12 protein-coding genes and 3 tRNA genes are annotated in these 13,766 nt (G+C 72.4%); 7 read left to right on the top strand and 8 right to left on the bottom strand.

Annotated features, from left to right (window positions below; translation table 11 throughout):
* Both NLU66_RS11565 and NLU66_RS11560 read right to left on the bottom strand, forming a co-directional pair.
* Positions 1-73: transfer RNA gene (locus NLU66_RS11565), tRNA-Val, on the bottom strand.
* A 51-nt stretch (positions 74-124) separates the two neighbouring features.
* Positions 125-493 carry a DUF3052 domain-containing protein gene (locus NLU66_RS11560; RefSeq protein WP_137771727.1) on the bottom strand — a complete coding sequence of 123 codons (369 nt, stop codon included), beginning with the start codon at positions 491-493 and terminating at the stop codon, positions 125-127.
* 384 nt (positions 494-877) lie between these two features.
* Between NLU66_RS11560 and aceE the strand changes: the two genes are divergently transcribed.
* The 5 genes from aceE (at position 878) to NLU66_RS11535 (ending at position 7,400) form a co-directional block, all read left to right on the top strand.
* Positions 878-3,622, top strand: coding sequence for a pyruvate dehydrogenase (acetyl-transferring), homodimeric type (gene aceE, locus NLU66_RS11555; RefSeq protein WP_259359833.1), 2,745 nt, complete (start codon positions 878-880; stop codon positions 3,620-3,622).
* A 122-nt stretch (positions 3,623-3,744) separates the two neighbouring features.
* A complete protein-coding gene (locus NLU66_RS11550) occupies positions 3,745-4,692 on the top strand; it encodes an ACP S-malonyltransferase (RefSeq protein WP_259359832.1) in 948 nt (315 codons plus the stop codon).
* A 3-nt stretch (positions 4,693-4,695) separates the two neighbouring features.
* Positions 4,696-5,697: a beta-ketoacyl-ACP synthase III gene (locus NLU66_RS11545; RefSeq protein WP_259359831.1), complete on the top strand. Its 1,002-nt coding sequence runs from the start codon at positions 4,696-4,698 to the stop codon at positions 5,695-5,697.
* Positions 5,698-5,827: 130 nt separating this feature from the next.
* Positions 5,828-6,076, top strand: coding sequence for an acyl carrier protein (locus NLU66_RS11540; protein ID WP_137770722.1), 249 nt, complete (start codon positions 5,828-5,830; stop codon positions 6,074-6,076).
* 82 nt (positions 6,077-6,158) lie between these two features.
* The gene (locus NLU66_RS11535; protein WP_259359830.1) at positions 6,159-7,400 is read left to right on the top strand and encodes a beta-ketoacyl-[acyl-carrier-protein] synthase family protein; all 1,242 of its coding nucleotides are present in this window, start codon (positions 6,159-6,161) and stop codon (positions 7,398-7,400) included.
* Positions 7,401-7,549: 149 nt separating this feature from the next.
* Here the strand turns inward: NLU66_RS11535 and NLU66_RS11530 are convergent, their stop codons facing one another.
* The 5 genes from NLU66_RS11530 to NLU66_RS11510 all read right to left on the bottom strand — a co-directional run bounded on the left by NLU66_RS11530 (position 7,550) and on the right by NLU66_RS11510 (position 10,439).
* On the bottom strand, positions 7,550-8,041 hold the full coding sequence (locus NLU66_RS11530) for a DUF3145 domain-containing protein (RefSeq protein WP_259359829.1): 492 nt from the start codon (positions 8,039-8,041) through the stop codon (positions 7,550-7,552).
* A gap of 99 nt (positions 8,042-8,140) precedes the next feature.
* On the bottom strand, positions 8,141-8,635 hold the full coding sequence (locus tag NLU66_RS11525) for a peptide deformylase (RefSeq protein WP_259359828.1): 495 nt from the start codon (positions 8,633-8,635) through the stop codon (positions 8,141-8,143).
* Positions 8,632-9,111 (bottom strand): OsmC family protein, encoded by a 480-nt coding sequence (locus tag NLU66_RS11520; RefSeq protein WP_259359827.1) that lies wholly within the window; start codon positions 9,109-9,111, stop codon positions 8,632-8,634. Before NLU66_RS11520 ends, NLU66_RS11525 begins: the two co-directional genes overlap by 4 nt.
* Positions 9,112-9,191: 80 nt before the next feature.
* Positions 9,192-9,267: transfer RNA gene (locus NLU66_RS11515), tRNA-Asn, on the bottom strand.
* 77 nt (positions 9,268-9,344) lie between these two features.
* Positions 9,345-10,439, bottom strand: coding sequence for a LacI family DNA-binding transcriptional regulator (locus NLU66_RS11510; RefSeq protein WP_259359826.1), 1,095 nt, complete (start codon positions 10,437-10,439; stop codon positions 9,345-9,347).
* A 186-nt stretch (positions 10,440-10,625) separates the two neighbouring features.
* Here NLU66_RS11510 and NLU66_RS11505 point away from each other — a divergent pair, with 186 nt between their 5' ends.
* The gene (locus NLU66_RS11505; RefSeq protein WP_259359825.1) at positions 10,626-11,888 is read left to right on the top strand and encodes a glycoside hydrolase 5 family protein; all 1,263 of its coding nucleotides are present in this window, start codon (positions 10,626-10,628) and stop codon (positions 11,886-11,888) included.
* Positions 11,889-11,987: 99 nt separating this feature from the next.
* Positions 11,988-12,064: transfer RNA gene (locus NLU66_RS11500), tRNA-Ile, on the top strand.
* On the opposite strand, the gene NLU66_RS11495 is transcribed toward NLU66_RS11500, so the two are convergent.
* Positions 12,043-13,734 carry a DUF4091 domain-containing protein gene (locus NLU66_RS11495; RefSeq protein ID WP_259359824.1) on the bottom strand — a complete coding sequence of 564 codons (1,692 nt, stop codon included), beginning with the start codon at positions 13,732-13,734 and terminating at the stop codon, positions 12,043-12,045. The two genes, NLU66_RS11500 and NLU66_RS11495, sit on opposite strands and share 22 nt — an antisense overlap.
* Between the last annotated feature and the right edge of the window lie 32 nt (positions 13,735-13,766).

Genomic DNA, 13,766 nt, shown 5'->3' with positions numbered 1-13,766 from the left:
TGGGTCGTGAGGGGTTCGAACCCCCGACATCCACGGTGTAAACGTGGCGCTCTACCGGCTGAGCTAACGACCCCGTCGGGGCGGGGCCCCGTGGGCGCCGCCCCGGGAGGGCGGCGCCGGTGGATCACTGACGGGAGGCGAGGCGGGTGCCGGTCCAGTCCGCGGCGAGGCTCACGGTGCTCATGACGCGCAGGCCCGCGGTGCCCGCGGCTTCCTGGACCTCGCCGGGGGTGACGTGGCCGTCACGGCCGGCCTTGGGCAGCAGCAGCCAAATCGGACCGCCCGCGGTGAGGGTGGTCAGGGTGTCGACGAGGGCGTCGGTGAGGTCGCCGTCCTCCTCGCGCCACCACATGATGACGGCGTCGACGATCTCCTGGCAGTCCTCGTCCTCGAGCTCCTCGCCGATGGCGTCCTCGATCGCGTCCCGCAGATCGAGGTCGACGTCGTCGTCGTACCCGAACTCCTGCACGATCTGCCCCGTCGAGAGGGCCATCACCTCTACGGGCGAGCTGGTGGCATTGACGTCGGACGACGGTGACAAGAATGGACTCCTCACGGGACGGGGATGGCGGACGGCGCACGAGCGGCACCGGATGCGGAGCGGACGCCCGAGGACGGAGGCCCCGAGGCACTGCTGCGCGCAGGTCGATGCTATCCCACGGCCCGTCGGCACGCATCGGGGAGGGCAGGGACCTTGGTCCGCCGGCTCCACCCGGACCGCGGCGCGTGTCGGGTCTCTCACGGTCCCAGAGGTCGACAGCGCCGTCGGGAGCGGTGCGCACGACGGTAGGCTGGCGGGCACCATGGCCGAAGGTCCGGGCGCACCGTCGCACCATCCGTCGGCTGGTCCGACGCCTCCCGTAGAGAGAAGGACAGTGTGAGTTCGTTCGAGACGCCTCGTCCCATCGGTATCAACCTGCCCAGCCATGCGCAGGATCCTGATCCCGAGGAGACGCGGGAGTGGCTGGACTCCTTCGACGGCCTCGTGGAGCAGCGCGGTGAGGACCGCGCCTCCGAGATCGTCCAGAACCTCATCCAGCATGCCCGCCACCAGGATCTCCATCTGCCGGATTCGCTGACGACGGACTACGTCAACACGATCCCGGCGGATCAGCAGCCCGAGTACCCCGGCGACCTCCGCCTCGAGCGCGAGATCCGCGACATCAACCGCTGGAACGCGGCGATGATCGTCCATCGCGCCCAGCGCCCCGGCGTCTCCGTCGGCGGCCATCTCTCGAGCTACGCCTCGATCGCGACGATGTACGAGGTGGGCTTCAACCACTTCTTCCGCGGCCGCGACCACGAGGGCGGCGGCGACCACGTCTTCTTCCAGGGCCACGCCTCCCCCGGCATCTACGCCCGCGCCTTCCTCCAGGGCCGCCTCACCCAGGAGCAGCTCGACGGGTTCCGACAGGAGAAGTCCAGCCCCGTCGGCATGCCCTCCTACCCGCACCCGCGGGCGATGCAGGACTTCTGGGAGTTCCCGACGGTCTCGATGGGCATCGGCCCGGTCAACGCGATCGAGCAGGCCTCCTTCGACAAGTACCTCCACAACCGCGGCCTCAAGGACACCTCCCAGCAGCACACCTGGGCGTTCCTCGGCGACGGCGAGATGGACGAGGTCGAGTCCCGCGGCGCGCTGCACATCGCTGCCAAGGAGCACCTCGACAACCTCACCTTCGTCGTGAACTGCAACCTGCAGCGCCTCGACGGCCCGGTGCGCGGCAACGGCAAGATCATCCAGGAGCTCGAGGCGCAGTTCCGCGGTGCGGGCTGGAACGTCATCAAGGTGATCTGGGGCGCGGGCTGGGACCCGCTGCTCGAGGCCTCCGACGACGGCGCCCTCATCGACCTCATGAACTCCACCCCGGACGGCGACTTCCAGACCTACCGGGCGGAGAACGGCGGCTTCATCCGCGACAACTTCTTCGGGCGCGACCCGCGCACGAAGGCGCTCGTCGAGGACATGTCCGACGACGACATCTGGTGGAAGCTCAACCGCGGCGGCCACGACACCCGGAAGATCCACGCCGCCTTCCAGGCCGCGATGGACCACAAGGGCCAGCCCACGGTGATCCTCGCGCACACCATCAAGGGCTACCGCCTGGGCAAGAGCTTCGCGGGCCGCAACGCGACCCACCAGATGAAGAAGTTCACCCTCGAGGACCTCAAGGCCCTCCGCGACACGCTGAACATCCCGTTCACCGACGAGCAGCTCGAGGCCGGCAGCGTCTACGACGCCCCGCTCTACGTGCCCGAGCCCGACTCCGAGGTCATGCGCTACTTCGAGTCCCGTCGCGCCGAGCTCGGCGCGGTGCCCTCGCGCCGCACCGAGCACACCCCGCTGCCGATGCCCGAGGAGAAGGTCTGGGAGGTCGCCAAGCGCGGCTCCGGCAAGCAGGAGATCGCCACGACCATGGCGCTCGTGCGACTGCTCAAGGACCTGCTGCGCGATAAGCAGAGCGGCAAGCGCTGGGTGCCGATCATCCCCGACGAGGCGCGCACCTTCGGCATGGACTCGCTGTTCCCGACGGCGAAGATCTACAACCCCGACGGCCAGAACTACCTCTCGGTGGACCGCGACCTGCTCCTGGCCTACAAGGAGTCGGTGCAGGGCCAGATCAAGCACATGGGCATCAACGAGATCAGCTCGACCTCCGCGTTCACCGCGGCGGGCACCTCGTACTCCACCCATGACCTGCCGATGATCCCGCTCTACATCTTCTACTCGATGTTCGGCTTCCAGCGCACCGGCGACTTCTTCTGGGCGGCCGGGGACCAGATGGCGAAGGGCTTCGTGATCGGCGCGACCGCCGGCAAGACGACCCTCGCCGGCGAGGGCCTCCAGCACATGGACGGCCACTCCCCGATCCTCGCCTACACCAACCCGGGCGCGGTCATCTACGACCCGGCGTACGGCTACGAGATCGGGCACATCCTGCGCGACGGCCTGCAGCGCATGTACGGGGAGGACGAGACCCGCCTCCAGGAGGTCTTCTACTACCTCACCGTCTACAACGAGCCGATCGTGCAGCCGGCCGAGCCCGAGGGGCTCGACGTCGAGGGCCTGCTCAAGGGCATGTACCTGCTCGAGGGCGCCGCGGAGGGCGAGGGCCCCGAGGTCCAGCTGCTCTCCTCCGGCGTCGGCGTGCCGTGGGCCCGCCACGCCCGCGAGATCCTCGCCGAGGACTGGGGCGTGCGTGCGAGCGTGTGGTCCGTGACCTCCTGGACGGAGCTGCGCAAGGAGGCCCTCGAGGCGGAGAAGCACAACCTGCTCCACCCCGAGGACCAGCGCACCCCGTGGATCTCCACCCGCCTGCAGGGCGTGACCGGGCCGTTCGTCGCCTCGAGCGACTACGACTTCCTGGTCCCGGACCTCATCCGCGAGTGGGTCCCGGGCAGCTACGGCGTGCTCGGCGCCGACGGCTGGGGCTTCTCCGACACCCGCCCCGCCGCGCGCCGGTTCCTCAAGATCGACGCCCACTCGATGGTCGTCAAGGCGCTCCAGCTGCTGGCCCGCGAGGGCAAGGTCGATCCGTCCCTGGTGCGCCAGGCGATCGACAAGTACGACCTCACCGACGTGAACGCCGGCCAGTCCGGCTCCTTCGGCGGCGAGTCCTGACATCGACGGGCCGTCCGTCCCCTCGGGGGCGGGCGGCCCGTCGCCGTCCCCGCACGCGGTCGCGCACCGGCGCCGCCGCTCCCCCTGCACCACCCGTCGTCCCCTCATCCGGAGGTCTCCCCGTGCTCGCGATCGTCTGCCCCGGCCAGGGCGCCCAGAAGCCCGGCTTCCTCGAGCCCTGGCTCGACCTGCCCGGCGTCCGTGAGCGCCTCGAGGCGCTCTCCGTCCCCGCCGGCATCGACCTCGTCGCCCACGGCACCGTCTCGGACGCGGACACGATCCGCGACACCGCGGTCGCCCAGCCGCTCCTCGTCGCCGCCGGCATCATCGCGGCCGCGGAGCTGCTCTCCCCCGCCGATCTCCCGGCCCCGGACCTCCTCGCCGGGCACAGCGTCGGCGAGCTCACCGCCGCGGCCGTCTCCGGGGCGCTCTCCGACGAGGACGCCCTGCGGCTCGTCGCCGTCCGCTCCCGCGCCATGGCCGACGACGCCGCGAAGGAGCCGACCTCCATGGCCGCGGTCGTCGGCGGGGTGCGCGAGGAGGTGCTCGCGGCGATCGAGCGCCACGGGCTGCACCCGGCCAACCTCAACTCCGCCGGACAGGTCGTCGCGGCGGGCGCCGTCGACGCCGTCGCCGCCCTCGCCGAGGACGCCCCCGCGCGCGCCCGCGTGATCCCGCTGCAGGTCGCCGGTGCGTTCCACACCCCGTACATGGCGGACGCCCGGGACGCCGTGGCCGCCTTCGCCCCGGAGCTCGCGCCGGCCGCTCCCGCGACGCCGCTCGTCTCCAACGCGGGCGGTGAGCTCGTCACCGACGGCGGCCGCTACCTCGAGCTGATCGTCGGTCAGGTCGCCTCCCCCGTGGACTGGGAGGCCTGCATGGCCACGCTCAAGGAGCGCGGCGTCACCGGCATCATCGAGGTCGCCCCCGCGGGCACCCTCACCGGTCTCGCGAAGCGCGAGCTGAAGGGCGTGGCGCTCGCGAACCTCAACGTGCCCGCGGACCTCGAGGCCGCGCGCGCCCTCGTGCGCGAGCACGCGGGCGTCGCCCCGACGACCGGGGAGGCCTGAGCGATGGCGATCTCCCTGCGCTCCCGCCCCACCGTCCCCGGCTCCCGGGTCCTCGCCTACGGGGCGGCCCGCGGCGACCTCGTGGTCCCCAACGACGACCTCGTGGGTCCCATCGACTCCTCCGACGAGTGGATCCGCCAGCGCACCGGCATCGTCACGCGGCACCGCGCGAGCGCCGAGCTCGGGGTGAAGGACCTCGCCCTCACCGCGGGTCGCGAGGCGCTCGAGCGCTCCGGCATCGTGATCGACGAGCTCGACGCGATCATCGTCTCGACGATCTCCTTCCCGTACCCCACGCCCTCCCTCGCGACCTGGCTCGCGGGGCAGCTCGGGCGTCCCGACGTCATCGCCTACGACATCTCGGCGGCCTGCGCGGGCTTCGCCTACGGGATCGGCCAGGCGGACTCCCTCGTGCGCTCCGGCTCCGCCCGGAACGTGCTCGTCATCGGTGCGGAGAAGCTCTCCGACTTCGTCGACCCCACCGATCGCTCGATCAGCTTCCTGCTGGGCGACGGTGCCGGCGCCGCGGTCGTGGGTGCGAGCGAGCAGCCGCTGATCGGCCCCACCGTGTGGGGCAGCGACGGGGACAACTGGTCCACGATCCGCATGACCGGCTCGCTCACGGAGTTCCGCGACGGCACGGGTCCCTGGCCCACGCTCGAGCAGGACGGCCGCACCGTGTTCCGCTGGGCCGTGTGGCACACCGCGAAGAAGATCCGGGAGATGCTCGAGCTGAGCGGTCTCACGATCGAGGACGTCGACGTGTTCGTGCCGCACCAGGCGAACATGCGCATCGTCGACGAGCTCGCGAAGCAGCTCGCGCTGCCCGAGCGCGTCGTCATCGGGCGGGACATCGCGGAGACCGGGAACACCTCGGCCGCGTCGATCCCGCTCGCGACCCATCGTCTGCTCGAGGAGGGCGCCGCGAGCAGCGGCGACGTCCTCGTGCAGTTCGGCTTCGGCGCGGGCCTCGCCTACGCCGGCCAGGTGATCGTGCTCCCCTGAGCACCCGCCACCCGGTGCGGCATGTCGTGACCGTCACGCCGCGCCGGACCACCTGGGACATCACCGCTCGGACACCGTCCGTCGCGGGTAGTCTGTCCCCGCCAGAGAAACCGACCCACAAGGAGCACCCATGGCCAGCACCGAGAACGAGATCCTCGAGGGCCTCGCCGAGATCGTCAACGAGGAGACCGGTGTCGCCACGGAGGACGTCAAGCTCGACAAGTCCTTCACCGACGACCTCGACATCGACTCCATCTCGATGATGACCATCGTCGTCAACGCCGAGGAGAAGTTCGACGTCCGCATCCCCGACGAAGAGGTCAAGAACCTCGTCACCGTCGGCGACGCCGTCACCTACATCGCGGGCGCCCAGTCCTGACCCGCTCCTGGCGCCCGGGGCCCCAGGTCCCGGGCGTCGCTGCACCCCGCCCCTTCCCGTCCCCGTCGTTCCGGAGGTCCAGATGACCGCTCCTCGCCCCCGTGTCGCCGTCACCGGTCTCGGCACCGTCAACCCCCTCGGCGGCGATATCGCCACCACCTGGGAGAACGCGCTCAAGGGCACGTCGACGGCCCATACCCTCGACAACGACTGGAAGGAGCGCTACGGCCTCGCAGTGGACTTCGCGTGCGAGGTCACGATCGACCCGTTCGACGTGCTCGCCCGTCCCGAGGCGAAGAAGCTCGACCCCTCCGGCCAGTTCGCCCTCATCGCCGCGCGCGAGGCATGGTCCGACGCCGGCACCCCCGAGGTGCCCGGTGAGCGCCTCGGCGTCGTCATCGGCACCGGCATCGGCGGCGTCTGGACGATCCTGGACCAGTGGGACGTGGTCCGCGAGCGCGGCGCCCGCCGCGTGAACCCCTTCACCGTCCCGATGCTCATGGCGAACTCCTCGAGCGCGCACATCGAGATCGAGCTCGGCGCGAAGGCCGGGGCGCACACCCCCGTCTCCGCCTGCGCCTCCGGCGCGGAGGCCGTCGCCCAGGGCTTCGACATGATCCGCTCCGGCCGGGCCGACGTGGTCGTCGTGGGCGGCACCGAGTCCTGCGTGCACCCGCTGCCGCTCGCCGGCTTCGCGAACATCCGCGCGCTCTCGACGCGGACCGACGATCCCGAGCACGCCTCCCGTCCCTACGACACCGATCGCGACGGCTTCGTCCTCGGTGAGGGCGCGGCCGTGCTCGTGCTCGAGTCCGAGGAGCACGCCGCCGCCCGCGGGGCGCGCGTCTACGCCTACGTGGCCGGCCGCGGCATGGCCTCGGACGCGCACCACATCTCCGCCCCCTCCGCGGAGGGCCAGGCCCGCGCGGTGCGCGAGGCGCTCGAGGACGCCGGTCTCGAGGCGGCGGACGTCAAGCACGTCAACGCCCACGGCACCTCGACGCCGCTCGGCGACATCGGCGAGCTGAACGCCGTCTCGCAGGCACTCGACGGCGTCACCGACCAGCTCGTCGTCACCTCGACGAAGTCGATGACCGGTCACCTGCTGGGCGGCGCGGGAGCGCTCGAGTCGGTCTTCTCCGTGCTCGCGGCGCACCACCGCATCGCCCCGCCGACGATCAACATCGAGAACCTCGATCCCGAGACCCCGATGCGGATCGCCCAGAACGCGCCGGCGGAGCTCCCCTCGGGTGATCTCGCGGTGCTGAACAACGCCTTCGGGTTCGGCGGTCACGACGTGGCCGTCATGTTCACCAGCGCCTGACACGACCGTCGACGAGAAGCGCCCCGCCCCGGTGTGATCCGGGCGGGGCGCTTCGTCGTGCTGGAGGGGAGAGCTGGGGGCGTTCCGCTGCCGCAGGGCCACGGGAGGGATGCGACAGTCCCGGCGGTCCCCGCAGGAGGCGGGACGGTTCAGCCCACGCGGTGGAGCCAGCGCATCGGGGCGCCCTCGGCGCCGTGCCGGTAGATCTCGAGCTCCTCGTCCCAGGGCTCGCCGAGCGCGATGCCGAGCTCGCGGCGCAGGGCCGTGGGATCCGCGCCCGCCCGCTCCATCGCGCCGCGCACCTGGTCCTCACCGAGCACGGTGTTGCCGGCGCGATCGGTCATGGCGTAGTGGATGCCGAGGTCGGGGGTGCAGCTCCAGCGGGAGCCGTCCTCCTGGGTGGTGGCCTCCTGGGTCACCTCGAAGCGCACCTCGTGCATGCCGCGCAGGGCGCTCACGAGGCGGGCGCCGGTGTCCTCCCGGCCGCGCCAGGTCATCTCGCCGCGGAGCATGCCGCGGTGGGCGGGCTGCTCCTCCCAGCGGATGCGGCACGGCATGCCGAGAACTCCGCTCGCGGCCCACTCGATGTGAGGGGTGAGGGCGCGCGGGGCGGAGTGGATGTGGACAACACCCTGGGTCATCGCGTTCCTTCCGGTCTCCGAGACGTCTTCCCCACGAATCGGCGGACAGGATGCAGGCGGCGATGGACTGCAGGTGGCGGGCCGGGGCCCGGGGACAGACTAGAGGGTCTCGCGGATGGCGCGCAACGCCTGCTTGCGCACGGAGCGCTCGAGGCCGTCGATGTACAGCGCCCCGTCGAGGTGGCCCACCTCGTGCTGGATGAGGCGCGCGATGATCCCCACCCCCTCGAGCTCGATCTCCTGCCCCTCGACGTCCATGCCGACGCAGCGCGCGTAGGCGGAGCGGGTGCGCGGGAACCAGAGGTTCGGGACGGAGAGGCAGCCCTCGTCCCCGTCCTGCTGGTCGTCCGAGAGCTCGACGATGACGGGGTTGAGGATGCAGCCCAGCGGCTGGTCGTGGTCCGGGAGGTTCCAGGAGAAGGCGCGCACCGAGACGCCGATCTGGTTGGCGGCGACGCCCGCGCGGCCCTCGTCGTCGACGGTGTCCACGAGGTCCGTCACGAGGCGGCGCGTGGAGTCGGTGATCTCCCGGACGGGATCGCAGGGGGTGCGCAGCACGGGATCGCCGACGATCCGGATGGGGCGGATGCTCATCGGGCGTCCTCCTCCGTGGCGGTCCCACCCTCGGAGCCGAGGATCCGGTGCGTGACCTCGACCCCCGGGACGATGCTGCGCTCGACAGTGCAGGCGGCGGCGACGGCGCGGCCGAACACCTTCACGACCGCGGCGATCTCCTTCTCGTCCAACCCTTCGAGCGGCAGCTGGATCTCCTCGCCGATGCGGAGGTAGCGGTCCTGCTCGGCGTCAGACTCGTCGTGCGCCCACAGCCGCATCGGGAAGTCCTCACCGAGGCGGCGCGCGAGGGTGCGGTCCGAGCTCATGCCCGCGCAGCCCAGCAGCGCGATCTTCAGCAGCTCGCCGGGGTTGACCTGCCCCTCACCGGAGCCGATGGGGATCTCGACGCCGCGCTGGTTGCGGCCCACGAGGGACCGCTCGCCCACGCGGTCCACCCAGACGCTCGCCTCGGTGACGCCCTCGGGGAGCGGGAAGCTGTCGTGCGGCAGGACCATGGGATCTCCCGGGTGACGGAGGGGCGGGACGGGGAACGAGAACAGCCCCGGCGCTGGGCCGGGGCTGTTCTCGGTGATGCTGGCTCCCGCGACTGGACTTGAACCAGTAACCGTTCGATTAACAGTCGAATGCTCTGCCGATTGAGCTACGCGGGATCGACCTGGACGACTCTAGCAAGCCTCCGGCCTCCTCGCATCCCGAAGAGGCCTCCGACCGGTGACTATGCCCTAAATCACGACTCGGTGGGGCGCAGCACGCCGTCCATCGGGCGCTTCGGGGCGGAAGGGTCGGTGGAGGCCCGGACGAGCAGCTCGGGCTCGATGACCCGGGACTCGAAGGTGCCCGAGCTGCGGTCCCCTCGCGCCGCGACGACCTCGAGCAGGCGGCTCGCCGCGAGGCGCCCGTACTCGACGGCCGAACGTCCGATCGCGGTGATGGGCGGGCGGTGGCTGCGGGCGAGCGGGGAGTCCTCGATGGTCACGACGGCCATGTCCTCGGGGATCGAGCGGCCGGACTCGAGGACGACATGGGCGCCGGCGAGGGCCATCTCGTCGCTGTCGAAGACGATCGCGCTGGGGGCGTCCTCCGCGGTGAGGAGCTCGGCCGTCGCCCGGGCGGCGCCCTCGGCGCCGTAGCCGGCGTCCTGGAGCACGGTGGCGACGCCGAGCTCGGCGCCGACGGCCTCGAAGGCCGCGTCACGCTGCGCGGTGTGGAGGAAGGAGGCGGTGCCCGCGACGCGCGCGACGCGCCGGTGGCCGAGGGAGGCGAGGTGCTCGACGACGAGGCGCACCGCGAGGGCGTCGTCCACGTAGACGGCGGGCAGGCTGCCGTGGTGGCCGGGGCCGCCCACGACCAGCGCGGGCTCGCCGAGGGCCTCGAGGGCGGGGACCCGCGGATCGTCCACCCGCAGGTCCACCATGACGACGCCGTCGACGCGCCGCTGCGCGAACCAGCGGCGGTAGGTCTCGATCTCCGCCTCCGGCGAGTCCACGATCTTCATCTGGAGGGCGTAGTCGCGGGCGCTGAGGACCTCCTGGAGTCCGGCGACGAACGCGCCGAAGAACGCCTCGGCGCCGAGGACGTCCGCCGGGCGGGCGAGCACCATGCCGATCGTCAGCACGGGCGCGCCGGCGAGGGCGCGCGCGGCCGGCGAGGGCTCCCAGGCGAGCTCCTTCGCGATCCCGAGGATGCGCTCGCGCGTGGCGTCGGAGACGCCGGGGCGTCCGTTGACGGCGAGGGACACCGCCGCAGGCGTGACGCCGGCCCGGCGGGCGATGTCCGCGATGGTGACGCGCCGCCGGCGCGGGGACGGCGTGGACGGTGACATGGGATCTCCCCTGGGGCGGCGCCCGGAGGGGCGGCGGACGGCGGATCGTGCTCGCTCCGACGCTACCGGGAAAGGCGGTGCAGACGGGTACTTGAGCGCTATAGTAGACGTCGTCGACCGAGGGGGAGGAGCCCCGTCGGCGATACGGGCCGCGCCCCGTGCTCCTGCCGCCCCGGAAGGACGACGATGTCTGAGGCCACCGTGCCGCTCCCCCGCACCGTGCGCTTCGGCGTCAACCACACCCCGCGGCAGGGGTGGTTCCACTCGTGGCTCGACCTCGACCTCGACGCCGTGGGCGAGGACCTCGCCGCGATCGCCGCCCTCGGGGCGGACCACGTGCGCATCTTCCCGCTGTGGACGCTGCTCCAGCCCAACCGCTCGCTCATCCGCCCCCGCGCGCTCGACGACGTGCGCGCCGTGGTCGACGCCGCCGCGACCGTCGGCCTCGACGTCGTCGTCGACGCGCTCCAGGGTCACCTCTCGAGCTTCGACTTCGTGCCCAGCTGGCTCACCAGCTGGCACCGGCGGAACATGTTCACCGACCCCGAGGTCGTCGCCTCGACCGCGCGCCTCGTCGGCGAGCTCACGGACCGCCTCGCCGGCGCCCCGAACCTGCTCGGCGTGACGATCGGCAACGAGGTCAACCAGTTCTCCGTCTCGAACCACCCGGATCCGGACCCGCTCACCCCCGCCCAGGCGGAGGCCTGGACGCGGACCATGCTCGCCGCCGCGGAGGAGCGCGCGCCCGGCCTCCTGCACACCGTCGCCAACTACGACGCCGCCTGGTTCCTCGACGACCACGCTTTCACCCCCGACCAGTCGGCGACCCTCGGCGCGGCGACCGTCGTGCACAGCTGGGTCTTCGACGGCACCGGTCAGCGCTACGGCGGCCGCTCCCACGAGGTCGCCCACCGCGGCGAGTACTACCTCGAGCTCGCCCGCGGCTTCTCCCGCGAGCCCCGCCGGCCGCTCTGGCTGCAGGAGGTGGGTGCGCCGCGCAACGTCCTCGAGGCGGCGGACGTGCCGTGGTTCGTCGGGCAGACCGTCGCGAACGTCCTGGACTGCCCGGACCTATGGGGCGTCACCTGGTGGTGCTCCCACGACGTCTCCGAGGACCTCGCGGACTTCCCGCCGCTCGAGCACACGCTCGGCCTGTTCGACGCGCAGGGGCGGCTGAAGCCCGCCGGCGCCGCCTTCCGCGACGCGATCGCCGCCGCCGCGGAGGCCCCGACCCCGGCGCCGCGCGGGCCGGCCGTCGACCTCGCGGTCGGCGGGGACCCGCTCCTGCACCGCTCCGCCGCGGCGCCAGGAGGCTCCGTCTTCGAGGCATGGATGGAGGCCAGTCGTGCCGGCGAGCGGCCCACGGTGCGCGTCCTGCGCGAGCACGCGCACGCACGGGCGGGCGACTCCCGGACCGGGGGCGCCGCCGCGACCCGCGCCGCCCGCTGAGGATCTCCGCTCCGCGGATCCTCCTCGGACCGGACCGCTCGGCGCGACGAGGACCTGCAGGCCGGTGATAGATTCGGCCCGGCCCTCCTGGAGGGCCGAGGCCCAGTAGCTCAGCCGGTCAGAGCAGCGGACTCATAATCCGTCGGTCGAGGGTTCAAGCCCCTCCTGGGCTACCACCACGCCGGTCCGTCCCGGGTTCACCTGCCCCGTCCGTGCCGAGGTGCGCGAGGATCGCCTCGTCGACCGCCGCCCGCGCCGCGAGGTGCCCCGCGACGTCGTAGGAGAAGCGGTCGTAGGCGAGGGTGCCGCCCTCGTCGACCAGCGCCGTGGCCGCGTCGCGGCCCGCGAGGCCCGCGAGCAGGGTGAGCGCACGGTGGTCCGCCATCGCCTGCGCGAGCACGCGGTGGCGGATCGACGGCCACGGGGTCCCGTCGGGTCCCGGGTAGACGACCGAGGCGTCACCGCCCGGGAACGCGCCGCCCGCGCAGGTGTCCGTGAACGGGTCGACCGGCGCGAGCGCATGCTGCGTCCACCAGAAGTTGAAGCCCCAGTGCAGGAACCCCGGCGCACCGTGCACGAACAGCTGCCGTCCCAGCACCCGGGAGCGCACCGAGGGCAGGGCGATGAAGCGGTTCGCGACGTCACGGCCCTGGGAGACGCAGTAGTAGACCCACGGATGCAGGCCCGCCTCGAGGAACGGCCGCACATGGTCCGTGGCGACGACGGGCGTCGCGACGAGCCCCTGCGCGGCATAGGCGCAGGAGCTGAGCGCGTCGACCACCTGCGCGCCGTCGAGGAGGTCCGCGACCTGGGCCCGGGCGGCGCGGTAGCCCTCGAGATCCGCCTCCCCGGGCTCGTCGCTCAGATGCCAGAGCACCTCCCCGGGCCAGTGCGTCTCGAGGTGCGCCCGGAGCACGGGGATCATCTGCTCGAGCAGCCGGCGGTAGGAGGGATCCGTCGCCGGGACGTGCCAGCCGAAGCGCTTCTCGGGGCCCGCGGGGGTGTCCACCACGATCTTCGGGGTGGCCTTCGCGCCCCACTGGGTGAACAGGTGCGCGAGCTCGATCGCGCGGAACCCGGCGGCCTCGCACAGGGCGAGCCAGCGGTCCAGCGCCGTGAGGTCGAAGCGGTACTCCCCCGGCCCCGTCTCCTCGATCCCGACGAGCTGGACCGTGGGCCGCTCGTGACCGACGGCCGTGTCCAGCGGCGGGGTCCACACGGGGGTGAGCACCGAGTTCACGTCCATCTCGCGGGCGGCGCCGAGGAACGCCTCGATGAGCTCCCAGTGCCGCTCCCCGAGCAGGGGCACGTCATAGTGCACGGCGAGGCTGTCCGCATGGAACCAGTGGGTGTTGAGGAGGGCGAGGGGCGGGAGCTCCCGGGGATGGATGCGCACCCGCACCCGGTGCCGGGCGCAGCCGCCCTCGGACTCCACGGTGATCTCGAGGTCGTGGTCGCCGGCGAGCCCCGGATCCGTCACCAGCACGTCGATCCACAGCGCCTCCCAGGTCCCGGGGGTGAGGGACACGGGGCCCGTGGGGGCCGGCTCGAGCAGGTCCGGGTACTCGCCCGGCTCGGTGACGAGGTAGTGGGCGTCGGCTCCCTCCGGCGCGGCGAAGGAGACCGGGACCCGGCGCACCGCGCTCAGGTCCGTCACGCCCGCGAGCGGGCCTCCCACCCCCACTCGGACGGTCTCGCCGTCCCCGGTCTCGAGCAGCACCGCGAGCTGGAGGGACAGCCGCTCGCCGAGGAATCCGGAGACGTGGACGTCCCCGCGGGTCGTGAGGGGCCGGGGCGGCGTCGGCCCCAGCACCTTCTCGAGGGAGTCGGTCAGGCGGGTCTGCACGGCGGGGTCTCCGGACGTCGGTGTCGGACGGT

Origin of the sequence: Brachybacterium sp. NBEC-018 (assembly GCF_024860185.1) — a bacterium.
Lineage (GTDB): Bacteria > Actinomycetota > Actinomycetes > Actinomycetales > Dermabacteraceae > Brachybacterium > Brachybacterium rhamnosum.
This window is presented reverse-complemented; position numbering and strand designations above follow the sequence as displayed.

Excerpts from the sequence above, each read along its gene's own strand:
- NLU66_RS11545 (WP_259359831.1), top strand. The coding sequence starts at position 4,696 with ATGGCGATCTCCCTGCGCTCCCGCCCCACCGTCCCCGGCTCCCGGGTC.
- NLU66_RS11505 (WP_259359825.1), top strand. The coding sequence starts at position 10,626 with ATGTCTGAGGCCACCGTGCCGCTCCCCCGCACCGTGCGCTTCGGCGTC.
- NLU66_RS11540 (WP_137770722.1), top strand. The coding sequence starts at position 5,828 with ATGGCCAGCACCGAGAACGAGATCCTCGAGGGCCTCGCCGAGATCGTC.
- NLU66_RS11560 (WP_137771727.1), bottom strand. The coding sequence starts at position 493 with ATGGCCCTCTCGACGGGGCAGATCGTGCAGGAGTTCGGGTACGACGAC.
- NLU66_RS11525 (WP_259359828.1), bottom strand. The coding sequence starts at position 8,635 with ATGAGCATCCGCCCCATCCGGATCGTCGGCGATCCCGTGCTGCGCACC.
- NLU66_RS11520 (WP_259359827.1), bottom strand. The coding sequence starts at position 9,111 with ATGGTCCTGCCGCACGACAGCTTCCCGCTCCCCGAGGGCGTCACCGAG.
- NLU66_RS11510 (WP_259359826.1), bottom strand. The coding sequence starts at position 10,439 with ATGTCACCGTCCACGCCGTCCCCGCGCCGGCGGCGCGTCACCATCGCG.
- NLU66_RS11535 (WP_259359830.1), top strand. The coding sequence starts at position 6,159 with ATGACCGCTCCTCGCCCCCGTGTCGCCGTCACCGGTCTCGGCACCGTC.
- NLU66_RS11530 (WP_259359829.1), bottom strand. The coding sequence starts at position 8,041 with ATGACCCAGGGTGTTGTCCACATCCACTCCGCCCCGCGCGCCCTCACC.